Annotated in this window: 15 protein-coding genes; 4 read left to right on the top strand and 11 right to left on the bottom strand. The window is 72.7% G+C overall.

What is annotated here, in order from left to right:
- Nucleotides 1–5: 5 nt before the first annotated feature.
- The 4 genes from MUY14_RS14605 to MUY14_RS14590 all read right to left on the bottom strand — a co-directional run bounded on the left by MUY14_RS14605 (nucleotide 6) and on the right by MUY14_RS14590 (nucleotide 5,236).
- On the bottom strand, nucleotides 6–911 hold the full coding sequence (locus MUY14_RS14605; protein WP_247023546.1) for an ABC transporter permease: 906 nt from the start codon (nucleotides 909–911) through the stop codon (nucleotides 6–8).
- Nucleotides 912–984: 73 nt separating this feature from the next.
- Nucleotides 985–1,941: an ABC transporter permease gene (locus MUY14_RS14600; RefSeq protein ID WP_247023545.1), complete on the bottom strand. Its 957-nt coding sequence runs from the start codon at nucleotides 1,939–1,941 to the stop codon at nucleotides 985–987.
- A complete protein-coding gene (locus MUY14_RS14595; RefSeq protein ID WP_247023544.1) occupies nucleotides 1,926–3,503 on the bottom strand; it encodes an ABC transporter substrate-binding protein in 1,578 nt (525 codons plus the stop codon). The genes MUY14_RS14600 and MUY14_RS14595 overlap by 16 nt, the downstream gene beginning before the upstream one ends.
- Nucleotides 3,500–5,236 carry an ABC transporter ATP-binding protein gene (locus MUY14_RS14590; protein ID WP_247023543.1) on the bottom strand — a complete coding sequence of 579 codons (1,737 nt, stop codon included), beginning with the start codon at nucleotides 5,234–5,236 and terminating at the stop codon, nucleotides 3,500–3,502. The genes MUY14_RS14595 and MUY14_RS14590 overlap by 4 nt, the downstream gene beginning before the upstream one ends.
- Before the next feature lie 229 nt (nucleotides 5,237–5,465).
- Here MUY14_RS14590 and MUY14_RS14585 point away from each other — a divergent pair, with 229 nt between their 5' ends.
- Nucleotides 5,466–6,440, top strand: coding sequence for a methyltransferase dimerization domain-containing protein (locus MUY14_RS14585; RefSeq protein WP_281506295.1), 975 nt, complete (start codon nucleotides 5,466–5,468; stop codon nucleotides 6,438–6,440).
- Nucleotides 6,437–7,366, top strand: coding sequence for an alpha/beta hydrolase (locus tag MUY14_RS14580; RefSeq protein ID WP_247023542.1), 930 nt, complete (start codon nucleotides 6,437–6,439; stop codon nucleotides 7,364–7,366). Before MUY14_RS14585 ends, MUY14_RS14580 begins: the two co-directional genes overlap by 4 nt.
- Nucleotides 7,367–7,369: 3 nt before the next feature.
- Here MUY14_RS14580 and MUY14_RS14575 read toward each other — a convergent pair whose 3' ends face one another.
- The 4 genes from MUY14_RS14575 to MUY14_RS14560 form a co-directional block, all read right to left on the bottom strand.
- Nucleotides 7,370–7,957 (bottom strand): TetR/AcrR family transcriptional regulator, encoded by a 588-nt coding sequence (locus tag MUY14_RS14575; protein WP_247023541.1) that lies wholly within the window; start codon nucleotides 7,955–7,957, stop codon nucleotides 7,370–7,372.
- A 154-nt stretch (nucleotides 7,958–8,111) separates the two neighbouring features.
- The gene (locus tag MUY14_RS14570; RefSeq protein ID WP_247023540.1) at nucleotides 8,112–9,722 is read right to left on the bottom strand and encodes an amidohydrolase; all 1,611 of its coding nucleotides are present in this window, start codon (nucleotides 9,720–9,722) and stop codon (nucleotides 8,112–8,114) included.
- 3 nt (nucleotides 9,723–9,725) lie between these two features.
- A complete protein-coding gene (locus MUY14_RS14565; protein WP_247023539.1) occupies nucleotides 9,726–10,502 on the bottom strand; it encodes a molybdenum cofactor biosynthesis F family protein in 777 nt (258 codons plus the stop codon).
- A gap of 75 nt (nucleotides 10,503–10,577) precedes the next feature.
- Nucleotides 10,578–12,437 carry a primary-amine oxidase gene (locus MUY14_RS14560; RefSeq protein ID WP_247023538.1) on the bottom strand — a complete coding sequence of 620 codons (1,860 nt, stop codon included), beginning with the start codon at nucleotides 12,435–12,437 and terminating at the stop codon, nucleotides 10,578–10,580.
- Nucleotides 12,438–12,550: 113 nt separating this feature from the next.
- Here MUY14_RS14560 and MUY14_RS14555 point away from each other — a divergent pair, with 113 nt between their 5' ends.
- A complete protein-coding gene (locus tag MUY14_RS14555) occupies nucleotides 12,551–13,249 on the top strand; it encodes an SDR family NAD(P)-dependent oxidoreductase (RefSeq protein ID WP_247023537.1) in 699 nt (232 codons plus the stop codon).
- A gap of 13 nt (nucleotides 13,250–13,262) precedes the next feature.
- Nucleotides 13,263–14,063, top strand: a complete 801-nt coding sequence (locus MUY14_RS14550; protein ID WP_247023536.1) for an SDR family NAD(P)-dependent oxidoreductase — start codon at nucleotides 13,263–13,265, stop codon at nucleotides 14,061–14,063.
- Nucleotides 14,064–14,110: 47 nt separating this feature from the next.
- Here the strand turns inward: MUY14_RS14550 and MUY14_RS14545 are convergent, their stop codons facing one another.
- From MUY14_RS14545 to MUY14_RS14535, 3 genes are read right to left on the bottom strand one after another with little or no spacing between them, the layout of a single operon-like run.
- Nucleotides 14,111–14,803: an ABC transporter ATP-binding protein gene (locus MUY14_RS14545; protein WP_247023535.1), complete on the bottom strand. Its 693-nt coding sequence runs from the start codon at nucleotides 14,801–14,803 to the stop codon at nucleotides 14,111–14,113.
- Nucleotides 14,800–16,512 carry an ABC transporter permease subunit gene (locus MUY14_RS14540; RefSeq protein ID WP_247023534.1) on the bottom strand — a complete coding sequence of 571 codons (1,713 nt, stop codon included), beginning with the start codon at nucleotides 16,510–16,512 and terminating at the stop codon, nucleotides 14,800–14,802. Before MUY14_RS14540 ends, MUY14_RS14545 begins: the two co-directional genes overlap by 4 nt.
- Nucleotides 16,499–17,359 (bottom strand): branched-chain amino acid ABC transporter permease, encoded by an 861-nt coding sequence (locus MUY14_RS14535; protein ID WP_247023533.1) that lies wholly within the window; start codon nucleotides 17,357–17,359, stop codon nucleotides 16,499–16,501. Before MUY14_RS14535 ends, MUY14_RS14540 begins: the two co-directional genes overlap by 14 nt.
- Between the last annotated feature and the right edge of the window lie 9 nt (nucleotides 17,360–17,368).

The following is a 17,368-nucleotide window of genomic DNA, read 5'->3' as shown; positions in this document are numbered from 1 at the left end:
CCTTCTCAAGAGGAACGGCGGAGGCGCTGCAGCTCGCCGAGCGTGCGGGCGCGGGCGTCGACGGCGATCCGCAGCGCGGAGCCGACGAGGTTGAGCAGGAGCACGCAGAGCATGATCGTCACGCCGGGCACGATGACCAGCCACGGCGCGACCACCAGGTACGACCGGCCCTCGGCGATCATGTTGCCCCAGGTCGGGGTGGGCGGGGCGATGCCGAGGCCGAGGAAGCTCATCGCCCCGTCGACCAGCATCGCGGCCGCGGCGAGGATGACGACCTGGACCAGCGCCAGCGGCAGCACGTTGGGGAACACGTGCACCAGCAGGATCTTGCCGCGGCTCATCCCGGACACCCGCGCCGCGCCGATGTACTGGCGCCCGGCGATCCCGAGCACCCGGCTGCGGATGACGCGGGCGGTGAACGGCGTGAAGATCACCGTCAGCGCGATCAGCTCGGTCCAGATGCTCGCCCCGAGCGCGATGGCCAGCGCCATCGCGAGGATGATCGCCGGGAAGGACATCCACGCGTCCATCAGCCGCATCAGCACCGCGTCCGCGGCCCGGTAGAAGCCGCTGACCAGGCCGATCACCATGCCGGAGAACGCCGCGCAGAGCGTGATCAAGGCGGACAGCCCCAGCGACGCGCGGCCGCCGGACACCAGCCGGGCGAGGACGTCCCGGCCGAACGAATCGGTGCCCAGCGGGTGCGCGCCCGACGGCGGGAGCAGCCGGTGCACCGGGTCGGTCGCGCTGACGCTCGGCAGGAAGAACGGCAGCACGACCACGGCCAGCACGATCAGGCCGAGCAGCACCGAGCTGATCACCAGGGTCCGGTTGCGCCGGAACGCGCGGGCCGCCCGCCGGGGCGGGGGAGTGTCCACAGCGGACGCCGGTTCGGCGACGGCGAGGCTCATGCGCACACCTCGCTGGCGCTCGGTGCCGCCTGAGCCGGAAGCGCAGTGTTGGATGATTCGCTCGCGGGCTCGCTCATGCGACACGCACCTTCGGGTCGAGCAGCGCGTACGACAGGTCGACCAGGAGGTTGACCACGACGAACAGCACCGCGACGAACAACGTCACACCCTGGATGAGCGGGAAGTCGCGAGTGGACACCGCACCCATCAGCAGGTGGCCGAGCCCCGGCACGACGAAGATCGACTCGATGATCACGATCCCGCCGACCAGCATGGCGAAGTTGCTGCCCAGCTGCGTCACCAGTGGCATCAGGGCGTTCGGCAGAACGTGCTTCAGCAGCACCCGCCGTTCGGGCAGGCCCTTGACGCGCGCGGTGCGCAGGTAGGCCAGGGGCAGCTCGCCGAGCACGCTCTCGCGCAGGGTGAGCACGAACAGCGCCGTCTGCCCGATGACGAGCACGGTCACCGGCAGCACCAGCGCGGGCACCGCGGCCACCGGGTCGGTCAGCAGGTCGTGGTAGCCGCTGGACGGGAACCACCGCAGCGTCACCGAAAACACCAGCACGAGCACCAGCGAGATCCAGAAGTCCGGCATCGCCATGCCGAGCGAGGACAGCCGGTCGAGGCCGCGGGCGACCGGGTTGCGCGGCGACACCGCCTGCCACGCCGTGATCGCGACGGACAGGAAGAAGCTGATCACCGTGGACAGCACGGCCAGCGTCAGCGTCGGCACGATGTGCGCGGCGACGACGTCCAGCACCGGCTGGTGGTAGGTGATCGACGTCCCGAAGTCGCCGCGCAGCACGTGCCCGGCCCAGCTCAGGTACTGCTGCCAGAGCGAGCCGTCCAGGCCCATGCTCGAGCGCAGCGCGGCGACGTCGGCCGGGCGCGCGGTGGGGCCGAGGATCGCCTGTGCCGGGTCGCCCGGGATCAGCCGGATGACGAAGAACATCATCGTGCCGACGATGACCAGGATGATCAGCAGGTCGCGCAGCCGGCGCAGCAGCAGCCCGGTCATGCGGCCAGCCACGAGTTCCAGAAGACCCGGTAGAAGTCGCCGTAGCCCTTGAGCCGCGGGGTGTAGGCGGCGTACAGCCGGGACTGGCTCAGCGTGATCACCGACAGCTGCTTCCAGGTGAACGCCTGGAGCTTGTCGATGACGGCCTTCGCCTGCTCGGGCGTCGTCGAGGCGTTGAACTCGGCCATCAGCCCGTCGAGCTCGGACGACGACGAGCCGTTGAGCGTGCCGAGGGTGAGCGCGGGCATCTGGGCGGGCGAGGTCAGCGACGAGTCGAAGAACAACGTCGTGATGTCCCAGCCGCCCGGGTCCTTGGTCAGCGTGCCGAGCATGGTCGCGAAGTCGAACGTGTCGATCTTGGTCTGCAGCCCGATCTTCCCGAGCGCGTCCTGGATGAGCACGGCCCACTTCCCGAACTCGGGGTAGGAGTTGGTGGTGACGATGTGGATCGTCGCCCCGGCGGTGACGCCGGCCTCGGCGAGCAGTTGCTTCGCGCGCGCTGGATCGTGCTGCCGGTAGACGTCGTCTCCGGCGGCCGAGTAGGACGCCTTGTTGTCCGGCGAGGCGAACGCGCCCGTCTCGATGGTCAGGTCCTTGCTGCCGCCGGTCGCCGCGTTGATCGCGGGCTTGTCCAGCAGCAGGTTCAGCGCCTGACGGGCCCGCGGGTCGGCGAACTTCGAACCGGGGTTGAAGTTGGGGATGACGACGTTCTCGTTGCCGCCCGGCAGGTTGTGCACGACCAGGTTCGGGTTGGCCTTGAGCTGCTCGTACTGGTCGTTGGCCGGCATCGCGTGGTCCCACTGGCCGGTCTGCAGGCCGTTGACCAGCGCGTCCTGGTCGCCGACGACCTTGTAGGTGACGGTGTCGAGGTAGGCGTGCTTCGCGCCGGCCTGGCCGCCCCAGTCCTCTTCGGACCGCGACTTGTAGCCGTCGTAGCGTTCGAGTACCAGCTGCTGGCCGATGTCCCAGCTCTTCAGCTTGTACGGGCCGGTGCCGATCGCCTTGTCCTGGCCGAACCCGGTGGCGGGCAGGCCGGCGAGGTTCTTCGCCTCGTAGATCTCGGTGCCCGCGCCGGCCAGCTCGTCGATCAGCGGGTAGCGCGGCCGCTTGAGCTTGATCGTCACCGTCGCCGGGTCGGGCGCGGCGATCGCGTCGATGTCCGGGGTGACGAGCTGCCCGGTGCGGTGGCTCTTCTGCCAGCGCTGCAGGCTCGCGACGACGTCGTTCGCCGTCAGCGGGCTGCCGTCCTGGAAGGTGACGCCCTGGCGCAGCTTGAAGGTGTAGGCGAGCCGGTCCGGGCTGGTGGTGAAGGTGTCGACGAGCATCGGCCGGGCGACGAAGTGCTGGTCCACTTCGAACAGCTTTTCGTACAGCATGTTGCCGATCTGCGCGGTCACCTGGCCGGGGTTGGCGACCATGTCGAGCGACTGCGGATCGGTGGGCACGGCGACGGTGAGGTTGCCGCCGCGGACCGGTGGCCCGGCGGCGGCCGTCGTGGTGCCGGCACCGCCCATGCAGCCGGCGAGCAGCGTGGCCGCGGCGGCGAGGGCGGCGAGCAGAGGAGTTCTCTTCATGGGCGCGTCGATCCTGTGTGGGGGAGGGCGGGCAGGTCGGGGTTGGCGGCGAGCAGCCGCCGGGTGTAGTCGTGCCGCGGGGAAAGCCGGATCTCGTCGGGGGTCCCGGTTTCGATCAGCTCGCCGCGGTACATCACGCCGACGCGGTCGGCGACCGACAGCACGAGGCTGAGGTTGTGGGTGATGAACAGCAGGCTCAGCGTGCGGCTGCGGCGCAGGTCCAGCAGCAGGTTCAGCACCTGGCCCTGCACCGAGACGTCGAGCGCCGACGTCGGCTCGTCGGCGACGATCAGCTCGGGCCCGGCGGCGATCGCCCGCGCGATGGAGACGCGCTGGCGCTGCCCGCCGGACAGCTGCGACGGCAGCTTCCCGGCGGAGTCCTTCGGCAGGCCGACTTCGTCGATCAGGCCGGCCACCCGCCGGTCCAGCTCGGCGCCGCGCAGCGGGGTCAGTTCCTTCAGCGGCTCGGCGATGATCCGCGCGGCGGTGTGGCGGGGGTCCAGGGAGCTCTGCGGGTCCTGGAAGATGAGCTGGACGCGGCGGCGGAACGCGCGTTCGTCGCCGATCAGGCCGCCGGGCGTGATCCCGTGCGCGCCGAAGGCGATGGTCCCCGACACCGGTGGTTCGAGGGCGGTCACGAGCCGGCCGAGCGTCGACTTGCCGGAGCCGGATTCGCCGACCAGGCCGAAGAACTCGCCCGGGGCGAGCTCGAGGGAGACGTCGCGGACGGCCTCGACCCGCTGTCCTTTTCGGCCGTACACTTTGGACACCGCGGTGATGGTGAGTGGCGGTCCTTCGTGCTCCCGCTCGGGACGCGGTATGAGGGCCGGGGTTTCGACGGCGTCGGTCGCCTCGCCCGCCATCGCCGACGCGAGCCGGGCGGGGGAGATGGTCGGGAAGCCGTCACGGCGGCTGACGCCGAGCTGCGGGACGCACCCGAGCAGCGCCCGGGTGTACGGGTGCTTAGGCCGGGTCAGGACCTCGTCGCGCGAGCCGGTTTCGACCAGGCGGCCGCGGTACATCACCGCGATCCGGTCGGCGACCTGCGCGGCGACCCCCATGTCGTGGGTGATGAACACGCACGCCGTGCCGTGGTCGCGGCGTGCCCGGTCGAAGAGCGTGAGGATCTCCGCCTGCGTGGTGACGTCGAGGGCGGTGGTCGGCTCGTCGGCGATGAGCAGGTCGGGGTCGGCCATCAGGGCCAGCGCGATCATCACGCGCTGCTGCATGCCGCCGGACATCTGGTGCGGGTACAGCCGCAGGATCCGGTCGGTGTCGGTGAGCCCGACCTCGGTCAGCAGCCGCCGGGCCTTGGCTTCGGCGCGCTTGCGCAGCGGGCTGCCGCGGCGGGCGGCCTGCCCGGGCAGCGACCCGGGTTCGCGGTAGGCCTCGGCCAGCTGCCCGCCGACCCGGCGGCTCGGGTTGAGGGAGTCGAGGGCCTCCTGGAAGATCATGCCGATCCGCGGGCCGCGGTAGGCGCGCATCGCGTCGGCGGGCAGCTTCGTGACGTCCACGCCGTCGACCGCGATCTCGCCGCGGGTGCGGACGGGGGCGACGAACTCGAGCAGGCGGATGATCGACAGGGCGGTCACGGTCTTGCCGCTGCCGGACTCGCCGACCACGCAGAGCGTCCGCCCCCGCCCGAGATCGAGGGAGAGCTCCCGCACGAGTTCGCGCTCGGTGTCGTCGGTGACGACGCCGACGGTGAGCTCCCGGATTTCGAGCAGCGTCATGGATTCCCCTTCCTCGCGCCCGCCGCGAGCGGGCGGGCCGGACTGCCGGGCACCGGCAGGGGTAGTTCTACGCATGTTGACACCGGCGCCATGCGGTGTCAATGGTTTTATTCTACAAACGTAGGAAGTTGAAACATCACGGCTTTTTGTTGCTGTACGGGGAAAACTCGGCACTGGACTCTTTTATCTACGGATGTAGAGTGTCCGCGTCGAACAAAAGGAGGACGACGTGACGACCAGACCCGCCACGCCCGAACGGATCGTGGACATCGCGGTCGGCTACATGGCCGCCCAGCAGCTCTTCGCCGCCAACCGCATCGGCCTGTTCCCCGCTCTGGCCGCCGGCCCGCTCGCCGCGGGGGAGCTGGCCGAGCGCACCGGACGGCCCGAAAAGACCGTCCGGATCCTTGGGGACGCCCTCGCCGCACTCGGCCTGCTGTCCCGCGTGGACGGTCGGTACGGGCTGACGCCCGACACCGCCGCGTACCTCGGGGGAGAAGGTCTGGACCTCGCGCCGTTCCTGACCTTCCTCGAGGCGATCAGCTACCCGCACTGGCAGCAGTTCCCGCACACCACCGACACCGGCGAACCCGGCGAGCTCGACCTCGGCGGCGACCGCTGGGACACCTTCCTCGGCGGGGTCATGGCGTATAACGCCCTACACGCCCGGATGCTGGCGGGCGAATTCGACTTCACCGGCTGCAAAAACCTCCTGGACCTGGGCGGGCTCTCGGCCGAGTTCGCCCTCCAGGCCCTGCGGGCGAACGACGTGCTGCGGGCGACGTTCGTCTACGACCCGCGGTCGGTCCCCTCGGTCACCGAAGCGGTCGCGGAGTTCGCGGACCGGACCACCGTCGTCGGCGCGGCGACTCCGGAGGCCGAGCCCGCGGGCGAGTTCGACCTGGTGATGGTGAACCACGTCGTCCACCGGTTCTCCGCCGAAGAGAACCAGGCGATCCTGCGCCACGCCCGGGCCGCGGCGGCACCGGGTGCGCGGTTGCTGCTGCTGGACTTCTTCCTGGACGACGACCCGTCGCCGCGGGCGCTCGACGCGCTGCACGCGGGGGAGTACCTGGTCATCGACGGCACCGTCGTGTACCCCGAGGCCGACGTCCGCGGCTGGCTGGCCGACGCCGGCTGGCGCCCGGTGGACCGGCTGACGCTGCCGGGCTCGCCGAGGGTGCTCGTCGCGGAGGCGGTGTGAGCACCGGCCTGGACCCGGCCGTGCGGGACCTGCTGGACCAGGCCGCGCCGGCGCCGGTACCCGACCGCCCGCCGACGGCGGTGGAGCTGCGGGCGGCGTTCGCGGCCGTCCGGCCGAAGCCGGGTCCGGCGGCGGCGGTCGCGTCGGTGACCGACCACTGGGTGCCCGGCCCGGGGGGCGTCCTGCGGGTCCGCGTGTACCTCCCGGAAGCGGACGGCCCGGTGCCGGCGTTCGTGTGGATCCACGGCGGCGGCTGGACGATCGGCTCGATCGACGAGAACGAGGTGGCCTCCCGCGCGGTGTGCGCGGCGGCGTCGGTCGCGGTGGTGGCGGTCGAGTACCGCCTCGCGCCGGAGGACCCGTACCCGGCCGCGCCGTCGGACTGCTACGCGGTGCTGGAATGGCTGGCCGCGGGCGGCGCCGGGCCCGCGGTCTCGCCGTCCCGGCTCGCGGTCGGCGGGGAGAGTGCCGGCGGCAACCTGTCCACCGTGGTCTCGCTGATGTCCCGCGACCGCGGCGGCCCGCCGATCGCCGCGCAGGTGCTGATCTGCCCGGTGTTCGGCCACCCGGACGACGGCCACGCGTCCTATGTGGACTTCGCGACCGGCTACGGCATGACGGCGGACGCGATGCGGTTCTTCTTCGCCCAGTACGCACCGGCCGGGTCGGACGACCCGTACGTGCTGCCTTCGCGGTCGCGGGACCTGTCGGGCCTGCCCCCGGCGCTGGTGCTGACGGCGGAGTACGACGTCCTGCGCGACGAAGGGGAGGCGTTCGCGCGGCAGCTGGCCGAGGCCGGGGTGGCGGTGGACGTGCACCGGTACGAGGGCCAGATCCACGGGTTCTACGGGCTGTACACGGACCTGCCGGCGTCGGCGCGGTCGCACGCCGAGGTGGCGGCGTACCTGAAGGGGATCTTCGCCTGAGGGTCAGGGGCGGGTGAGGCGGTCCAGGAGGGACTCCAGGTGCCGGTGCTGGAGGTCGATCGTGGAGAACTCACCCGCCACCAGGCTCATCACGTTGGCGCCGGCGTTGAGCAGGACGATCTCGTCGACGATCTGTTCGTCGGGCGTCTCGGTGACGACGTCGCCGTCTTCGCGGCCCTCGGTGAGGAAGCGGTGGAGCAGCCCGCGCCACTCGCGGACGTGCTCGAGGTACTTGTCGTGCATGGTCCGGTTGTCCAGCGACATCTGCCAGAAGATCATGAGCACCCGCCCGGCGGTGATCCGCTCGTCGTCGATCGGCATGGACGACACGCAGAGCTCCCGCAGCGCGGTGATCCCCCGGAGCCCGTCGAGCTCGACGTACTGCCGCATCATGTCGAGTGCCCGCTCGTAGGTGGCCGCGATGATGTCTTCCTTGCTGGGGAAGTACAGCTTGAGCGCCCCGTTGGCGAACCCGGCGGCGGCGGCGATCTCCCGCATGGTGGCGGCTTCGATCCCGCCGCGCACGATGAGGTCCCAGGTGACGTCGACGATGTCGCTGCGCCGCTGGTCGTGGTCGATGATCTTGGGCACCCGGCACCTCCCGCACTGGTTTCTCTACCAGTGTAGGAGAAAGTACCGGCGAGTACAGCACGGGGTGCTCGCTCGGCTGCGGACGTCATGAACGAGTCGTTCATGACGCCAGGCGCGGTGAACGACCCTTTCCTGACATCCGGGCGGCGCTGGGTCAGCGCTGGAACACGCGCCGCCCGGCGAACCACGTCTCCACGACCCGCGTCTCCGCCACCCGGGAGGTCCGGAAGGGATCCCGGTCCAGCACCACGAAGTCGGCCGAGCGCCCCGGCGTCAACGCGCCCGTGACGTCGTCCAGCCCGCACGCCCGCGCCCCGCCCAGAGTGAACACCTCGATCGCCTCCGCCAGGGTGATCGCCTGTTCCGGCCACAGCGCCCCCGGGCGGCGGCCGGACGGGTCCTGCCGAGAAACCAGGCCCGCGATCCCCTCCCACGCGTTCGGCGACTCGCTCACCGGCCAGTCCGACCCGCCCGCGACCAGCGCGCCGCTGTCGAGCAACGCCCGGTTCGGCTGCATGCGCGAAGCTCGCGACGCCGGCAGCACCTCGGCGATCGCCGACGGGATCACCCCCGGCACCCACAGGAACGGCGAAATGTCCGCCGCGACCCCCAGCTCGGCGAACCGCGGCAGGTCGTCGGGGTGCACGAACTGCCCGTGCGCCACCTGGAACCGGGTGTCCGCGAACCCCGCGGCGCGCACCTTCTCGACGGCGTCCAGGAACTGCCGCACCGAGGCGTCGCCCGTGCAGTGGACCTTCGCCGAGAAGCCCGCCGCGGCGGCCGTCAGCAGCCACTCGGTGAGTTCCGGCGGCGGCATCGTCGTCGACCCGCGGAAGCAGCCGCCGTGCGTTTCGTCCGGCAGGTACGGCTCGAGGAACGCCGCCGTGCGGGTCGGGGGGACGCCGTCGAGGAAGATCTTCACGAAGTCCGGGCGGTGGTGCGGGCTGCGGAACGAATCCGCCACCTCCAGCAGCGGCGCCCCGACCGGGTCGAAGCCGAAGATCGGGTCGTTGACCAGCAACGACGACACCACCCACGCGGCCAGCTCGCCGGCCAGGTCCAGCGACTGCAGGGCGCCCAGGATGTCGGTCGAGACGCCGGCGTCCTGGAACGCCGTGACGCCGAAGCCGTGCAGGACCTCGATCGCCCGCTGGGACGCGCGGCGGTGCTGCCCGGCCGTCAGGCCGCCGGTCACCCGCTCGACCAGGACCCCGGCCGCCTCCAGCAGGAGCCCGCTGGGGACGTCGCCGTCGCGGACGATCACGCCGCCGGACGGGTCGGGGGTGGCCGCCGTGATGCCGGCCAGCTCGAGGGCCCGGCTGCTCACCCAGCGGTTGTGCCTGCTGTCGTCCGAAAGGGACACCGGCCGGCCGCCCGCGGCCTCGTCCAACGCGCGCCGCGCGGCCGAAGCGGACAACGTCGAGACCAAAGTGGACGCCCACGCGCCGCCGGTCAGCCACTCGTCCGGGCCCAGCGTCCGGGCCCGCTCGCGGACCAGGCCCAGGATCTCGTCGAGGCCCGCGTCCGCGCCGAAGGTCAGCTCGAACAGCTCGGCGCGCCCGGCCATCGCGTGGTGGTTGTGCACGTCGACCAGGCCTGGCAGGACGAACGCGCCGCCGAGGTCGAGCACTTCGGTCTTCGGGCCGCGCTCGGCGTCTTCCAGCGCGACGATCTTCCCGCCGGACACCGCGAGCGCCGACGCCCACGGCCGCGCGGTGTCCACTGTGTACACCAGGGCGTTCGTCAGTACCAGGTCGGCGGCCACGGCTCAGCGCTCCGCCGGGTCCAGGCCGTCCGGGTGGACGGTGGTGCTCAGCAGCCGCCCGTACGCGCCGAAGGTGAAGTGCGTCGGGCGCTCCCCGGTGCCGTCGAGTCCGAAGAGGACGCCGTGGGAGCGCAGGCGGCGGGCGTCGCGGTGGTCGGCGACGGTGACCGACGCGCACGGGATGACCTTCTCCCGCCAGGCGAACACGTGGATCCCGGGCCGGATCCGGTACACGGTGTTCTCGTCGGTGTCGGCGAGCCCGCGCTCGGGGCCGGCCAGGCACTGCCAGGTGTACCAGTGCGGGCTGAGGTAGACGTGCTCGTAGGCGTGCTCGCGGCTGTAGACCCACACCACCCGGCGCCCGATCAGGGCCGTGCTCGGCGCCATCGCCTCGCCGCGGACCTCGAACCCGTCGAGCGTCGCGGGCCGGAACTCCTGGGTGACGCGCGGGGTGCCGCCGTCGCCGATCGTCGTGGTGACGACCAGGGCGCGGCCGTCGCGCAGGTCGAGCAGGAGCGAGACCGCCTCGCGCGGGGCGGGGTGGAACTGGACGTAGTAGAGGTCGGGGTCGACGAGGAACGTCTCGCAGAGGACGGTCGCGCCGTCCCAGGCGACGCGCGAGCCGGTGAACCGGGCGGTGCGGCCGGGCCCGTCGCCGTCGTCGTGCAGGACGAACGCGCGGCCGTGCAGGTCGCCGACCACCGGGGCCTTGTTCGCGTCGAAGCCCGGGGCCAGGCCGTCCAGCGGGAGCCAGGTCGAGGTGTCCGAGAGAGTGGTCAAGGTGCAGTCCTCACAGCTATCGGTTGGGGGTCCGGGTGGCGAAGCCCCCGGCCCCGGGGCGCGGCCCCGGTTGTCTCAGTCGCAGTGGTCGCCGGAGGGGAGGTCGAGCGCGGGGTTGCGGTCGAGGAACCCGTACGGCCGGAACAGGAAGCCGGACTTGTCGACCGGCATCACCGGCCAGTCCTCGGGGCGGGGGACGTGGGTGGGGCCGAACACGTGCCACAGCACGAGGTCGGTGTCGACGAGGTCGCGGTCGGCGGCGGTCCACGCGGGCAGGCCCGCGCCGCCGGGGTGGGCGTTGGGCCGGTCGCCGGCCGGGAACTGCTCGTCTTCGCGGTACGGCGTCGCCCAGAGGTGCTTGGTGGCGAACGTGGCCCGGGCGTGCACGGTCGCGTCCGGCTGCGCCATCAGCGTCGCCGACGGCCGCGGCACCAGCTGGTAGGCGGTCGGTTTGCCGAGCCGGTTCACCCGCTCGGCGCTGCGGACCTCCCAGACGCGGGCGCGGGCGGGGTCGGCCAGGCGCATCGCTTCCCGCTCGGTCCGCAACGGCGTGCTCCGCCAGGTGAACGCGTTGCCGTGCGGGTTGGCCGGCCCGGTCGGCACGCCTTCGACGTCGACCTCGTGCAGGCTGGTGCGGTCGCCGTCGATCTCGACGTCGAGCCGCGCGCAGAACAGGTGCTGGTGCACCGGCGCGAACAGACCGGGCGCGAGCTCGGTGGCGTGCGGCTGGTCCGCACCGGGCGTCCCGGCGCCGCAGAAGACGATGCCGGTGGCCTTCGCCTCGAACTCGATCGAGCCGTCGAGGTGGAAGTACCAGTAGTGGCCGTAGTCGTAGTTGCCGATGGTGGCGATCGACGAGACCACCAGCCGCCGCGACCGGCGGACTTCGGGGCGGCCGTGGAGGTCGGTGTGCTTCCAGAGGATCCCGTCGTCCTCTTCGTGCAGGCAGACCGCGCGCGGGATCTCGACCGGTTCGCCGCGGTCGTCGGCGACCCACGCCGGGAAGTAGTGGATGACGCCGACGCAGTCGCAGCCCAGGCGCAGGTCGTTGCCGTTCTTGCCGAACTGGTACTCCCCGGCGTCGAAGTAGCTGATCCAGAACCGGCCGGGCGCGACGTCCCCGTACGGGACGACCATCTCGGGGACGGAGGCCCGGTACAGGACCGGCCGGTCCTGGAAGCTCAGCTGGTGCAGCGTCAGGCCTTCGCGGGAGTTGAAGCCGACGCGCAGGCGCCAGCCCTCCCACGTCACCTCGGAGCCGTCGACGGTGAAGCTCGGGCCCTCGGGCTGGGTGATCTCGATCGGCTTGAGCGTCGTGCGGGCCGGGACGCCGGTGTAGCGCCCGTGCTCGGCGGGCACCGGGACGTCCCCCTCGTCCTCGACGCGCAGCACGCGCTGCTCGGTGAGGTCCAGGTGCACGACCAGGCCTTCGACCGGGTGCGCCCAGGGGCTGTCGTCGGTGTCTTCGCGCAGGAAGGTGAGCGAGCGCATGACGCGGCCGGTCTCGTCTTCGCGCCCGAAGTACCCGGGGGCGAGCGGCGCGCAGAAGGCGTGGCCGATCCGGTCGCCGAGGCCGCGCCGCGCCATCGCGGCCTGCCAGTCCGCCGACGCCTTCGTCAGCTGCTCGGCCAGCGCGTACTCCTCGAACAGGTACGACGGCCGGCCCTCGGCTTCGGCCCAGTCGTCCCAGGAGACGAGCTCCCGCCTGGTCGCCGACACCACGGCTTCCCCGGCGCGGCCGGTGGCGGTGTCGAGGAGCGTGTAGCGGATGCGGCGGTCGCCGTCGCCGGCGCGCACCTCTTCCTTGGCGGGTTCGAGCGGGACGGCCTGCGGGACGCGGATCGTGCCGCCCGCCAGCCCGGCGTCGGCGAGGATCGCGCGGCCGGCGGTCAGTTCGGCGGCGGTCAGCGGGTCGAGGGGGTGCGGCGTGCTCACCCTGGCCAGTCTCGGCCGGTGCCGCCTCGCGCGCCATCGCCCGTGCGGTCCCCGTCAACAACGCTGCGCTCGAGGCCAACCACGTCTCCGCCGCCCGCGGCGAGGATGGGCGCATGCGAACAGATCTCGCCGGGAAGGCGGTCCTCGTGACCGGCGGGGCGTCCGGCATCGGGCTGGCCTGCGTGCGGGCGTTGCGCGCCGAAGGGGCCCGGGTCGGCGTCATCGACCGCGAACCCGGGCCCGGCGTCGTCCAGGCGGACGTCACCGACGAGCCCGCGCTGGCCGCCGCGGTGGACACCGTCGCCCGGGACTTCGGCGGCCTCGACGCGGTCGTCGGCTGCGCCGGGATCTCCGGCCCGGTCGGCACGCCGCTGGCCGCGACCACGGCCGACGCCGTCGCGCGGGTCCTCGCCGTCAACGTCACCGGGCAGTTCCTGCTGGTCAAGCACGTGCTGCCGTGGCTGGCCGACGGCGGCGCGGTGGTCCTGCTCGGCAGCGACTCGGCGTTCACGGCCGCGCCGGGCATGGTGCCCTACTGCGCGTCCAAGGGCGCGGTGGTCGCGATGACCCGCGCGCTCGCGGTCGAGGTGCCGGGGATCCGGGTCAACTGCGTCTGCCCGTCGGTGGTGGACACGCCGATGGCGCGCGCCGACCTCGGCGCCGTCCTGGACGACCCCGCGTTCCCGGTGCAGGCCGCCGCCGACGTCGCCCGGCAGGTGCTGTTCCTCGCGTCCCCGGCTTCGCGGCCGGTCAACGGCCAAGCCCTGCTGGCCGACTTCGGGATGTCGGCCCGCTCGGCGTTCCCCGCTTAGGAAAGGATCCACAGTGGACTCATCAGGCAAAGTCGTCGCGATCACCGGCGGCGGTACCGGCATCGGCGCGGCGGTCGCCCGCCGGTACGCCGGTGAAGGCGCGCACGTCGTCGTGCTGGGACGCCGGCGCGAGCCCCTCGAGAAGGTGGCCGCGGAAACCGGCGCGCACGTCATCGCGTGCGACGCGAGCGTGCGCGAGGACGCCGAAAGCGCGATCGCGGAGATCGTCGGCAAGTACGGGCGGCTCGACGTCGTGGTCGCCAACGCCGGCGGGCACGGCCTGTCTTCGGTCGTCGACACCGGCGACGAGGAGTGGGAGCTGGCGCTGCGCTCGAACCTGTCGAGCGCGTTCGTGCTGTGCCGGGCCGCGCTGCCGTCGCTGGTGGAGACCGGCGGGCAGGTCGTCGTGGTGTCGTCGCTGGCCGGGCTGTTCGCCGGGCCGAACGTCGCCGGCTACACCGTCGCGAAGCACGCGCTGATCGGGCTGACCCGGTCGATCGCCCGCGACTTCGGGCCGCGCGGGGTGCGCGCGAACGCGGTCTGCCCCGGCTGGGTGCGCACCCCGATGGCGGACGGCGAGATGGACCAGTTCGCCGCGGCGGCGGGCTTCACCGGCGGCCACGAGGAGGGCTACCGCCGCGTGACGGCGGAGGTCCCGCTGCGGCGCCCCGCCGAGCCGGCGGAGATCGCGGCGATCGTGCGGTTCCTGGGCTCGGCGGAGTCGTCCTACATCACGGGCGCGGTCCTGGTCGCCGACGGCGGCGCCCACGCCGTCGACCTCCCGACGCTGGCCTTCGAGCGCGCCGGGATGTGACACCTCGGGTCGTGAGTGTTCAGGAGGGTTCCCACCCTCCTGAACACTCACGACCCGAGGTAGGCGGAGTGGAGGGTGGCGGGGGAGTCGAGGAGGGTCCGGGCGTCGCCGGCGTACGTGACGCGGCCCGACGAGACGACCACCGCCTCCTGCGCGACGCCGAGGGCCAGGTGCGTGAACTGCTCCACCAGCAGGATCGCCGCCCCCTCGGCGGCGAACTTCGTGACCACCGGCAGCAGGCGCGTGAACACCACCGGCGCCAGGCCCAGCGACATCTCGTCGATGAGCAGGAACGCCGGGCGGGCCGCGAACGCCCGCGCCAGCACCACCATCTGCTGCTCGCCGCCGGAGAGCAGGGCCGCGGGGGAGTCGCGGCGCTTCTCCAGCTCGGGGAACAGCGCGAGGACTTCGTCGACGCCCGCCGGGGTGCGGGCGGTCAGGCGGAGGTTCTCCAGCACCGTCAGCCCGGGGAACACCGCCCGGCCCTGCTCGATGTGCGCCAGCCCGAGCCGCGCCCGCGCCACCCGCGAGTGCCGGGTGACGTTCACCCCGCCGACGTGGACGCTGCCCGCCGAGGGCGCCACCACGCCCGACACGCCTTCCAGCAAGCTCGTCTTGCCGGCCCCGTTGGGCCCGACCAGCGCGGTGATCCGGCCGGGCTCGAGGACGAGGTCGACGTCGCGGATGACCGGCCCGGCTCCGCGCTTCACCGTCAGCCCGTGGACTCGCAACGCGTTCACAGCAGCTCCGTTTCACCCATGTACGCCTTCAGCACGGCCGGGTCGGCCAGCACGTCCGCCTGCGGGCCGCTCGCCAGCACCTGACCGAAGTCGAGCACCGTGAGCGTGTCGCAGACCGACCGGACCAGGTCGAGGTCGTGCTCGATGAGCAGCACCGACACCCCGAACCGGGCGGGCACCTGCCGCAGCCGCCGCCCGAACGCGACGTGCTCCTCGTGCGGCAGCCCGGCCGCGGGTTCGTCGAGCAGCAGCACCCGGGGCTTCGCCAGCAGGTGGCCGACGACCTCGACGAGCCGCCGCGCGCCCGCGTCCACTCGCGACAGTGCTGTCCGCGGCGCGGGGCAGCCGAAGAACTCCAGCGCGTCGGCGACTTCGCCACCGGTGAGCCGTCGCCGGGCGACGAACCGGACGTACGCGCCGACGGTGAGGCCGGGCGGGACGCGGTCCTGCTGGAACGTCCGCCGCAGCCCGGCGCGGGCCCGGCGGGTGGGCGAGCCGGTGAGCGGGCGGCCGCCGAGGGTGACGGTGCCGTCCGCCCGGGGCAGGAAGCCGCTGATCGCGTCGACCAAAGTGGACTTCCCGGCGCCGTTCGGCCCGATCACGCCGAGGATCCCGTGCTCGGGCACGGTGATGTCCACATCGGACAGCGCGACGACGTGTCCGAAGGAGACGCTCAGGCCGCGCACCGCCAGGACGGGGTCGCCGGGTGGCAGCGGTTCGACGTCGGCGACCTCGGTGGCGAGCCCGACACCCGCGGGGGCGCCGCGGCGGTACCAGAGGTTGCGCACGGCCGTGCCGAGGTTGCCGCGGCCGGTGAGGGCCTGGACGCCGAGCACGCCGAACACCACGAACCCCCAGTCCTGCGGCACGCCCCAGCGCTTGAGCAGCTCGGGGACGGCGACCCAGAGCAGCGCGCCGAACACGGCCATGTCGATCAGGTGCGCGCCGGACATGATCGCCAGCACGTACAGCGCGAGGGACTGGATGGCGGTGAAGCTCGCCGGGAAGGCGAGGCCGACCTGCCCGGTGAGCAGGCCCCCGCTGATCCCGCCGAGCGCGGCGCTGACCGCGAACGCCGTGAGCTTGGAGGTGCGGACACCCGCGCCGACGGCGGCGGTCCCGCGTTCGGAGAAGGCGACCAGGTGCCAGCTGCTGCCCCAGCGGCCGCGGCGCAGGAAGTGCACGAGCAGCCCGCAGGCGACGAGCACCAGCACGGCGAACAGGAAGTAGGACCGGTCGTCGGAGAAGGCCTCGGGCCGCTCGACCGACGTGCCTTCGGTGGCGCCGGGGAACTGGATCTGCACGAGCGTGAGGTCGGCGGCCGCGGCCAGCCCGAGGGTGACGACGGCGAGGGTGATGCCCCGCAGCCGCAGCGCGGGCAGCCCGACGAGGACTCCGGCGAGCGCCGCGGCCAGGCCGCCGAGGAGCAGCCAGGTGACGAACCCGCCGGGCACGCCGGCGACGTTGCACGCGGAGACGACGAACGCGCCGACCGCCGCGAAGGTGAGCTGGCAGAGGGAGATCATGCCCGCGGTCCCGGTGACCACGCCGAGCCCGAGGAGGGCGATCGCCGCGACGACCGCGCTGACGCCGAGGTAGACGAAGTACCCGGCGAGCCCGACGCTGAGCGCGTACCCGGCGGCGATCGCCGCGGCGGCGACCAGGAAGGGCAGGGCCGCCCGCGCGAGCGGGTTTTCAGCGAGCCGCATCCCACACCTCCTTGCGCTGCGTCCACAGCAGCAGTGCCACGATGACCAGGAACGGGAGGAAGTACCGCAGCACCGACAGCTTGTCGGCCTGCGCGACCGCGCCCTGCGCCATGCCGAGGACCAAGCCGCCCGCCACGGCCAGGTCCAGCCGGCGGAAGCCGCCGAGGAGGGCGGCCGCCGCGGCCGGGACCACCAGCATCGCCAGTGACGTCGGGTCGTTCGACTGCGACGGCGCCACGATCGACACCGCGAGGGTGGCGATCACCCCGGTCGCCGTCCAGACGCCGACCGACAGCGGCCGGGCCGGGATGCCCAGCAGCTCCGCCGTCGTCGGGCGTTCCGACAACGCCCGCAGCCGGACGCCCAGCGACGTCCGGGCGAGCACCGCGCGGCAGCCCAGCGCCACCAGCACCGCGAGCGCCACCGTCACCACGGTGACCTGGCTGACCACCACGCCACCGACGGTGAACGCGGGGCCGGCCAGCAGCGGGTGGAACGGCTGCGGCTTGTTGCCGAACAGGATGAACGCCAGCGAGATCAGCAGCAGGAGCACGGCCACCGTCACCGCCGACCGCGTCCCGGTGTCGGCCTCGGCGAGCCACGTCGAGACGATCCAGCCGAGCACCGCGCTCAGCGCGCCGCCGAGCAGGATGCCCGCCAGCGTCGCCAGCCACTCCGGGAAACCCAGGTGGACGGCGAGGAAGACGGCGACGTAGCAGCCGAACATCCCGGTCGCGGACTGGGCGAAGTTGACCACCCGCACCAGCCGCGACATCAGGGTCAGGCAGACCGCGAGCACCGCGTAGAGGCCGCCGGCGGCGAGGCCGGCCAGTGCGCCCTGCAGCATGAACGTCCT

Origin of the sequence: Amycolatopsis sp. FBCC-B4732, assembly GCF_023008405.1 — a bacterium.
In the GTDB taxonomy this organism is placed as follows: Bacteria; Actinomycetota; Actinomycetes; order Mycobacteriales; family Pseudonocardiaceae; genus Amycolatopsis; species Amycolatopsis pretoriensis_A.
The sequence above is the reverse complement of the archived record's forward strand: the minus strand, read 5'-3'. Positions and strand labels throughout refer to the sequence as shown.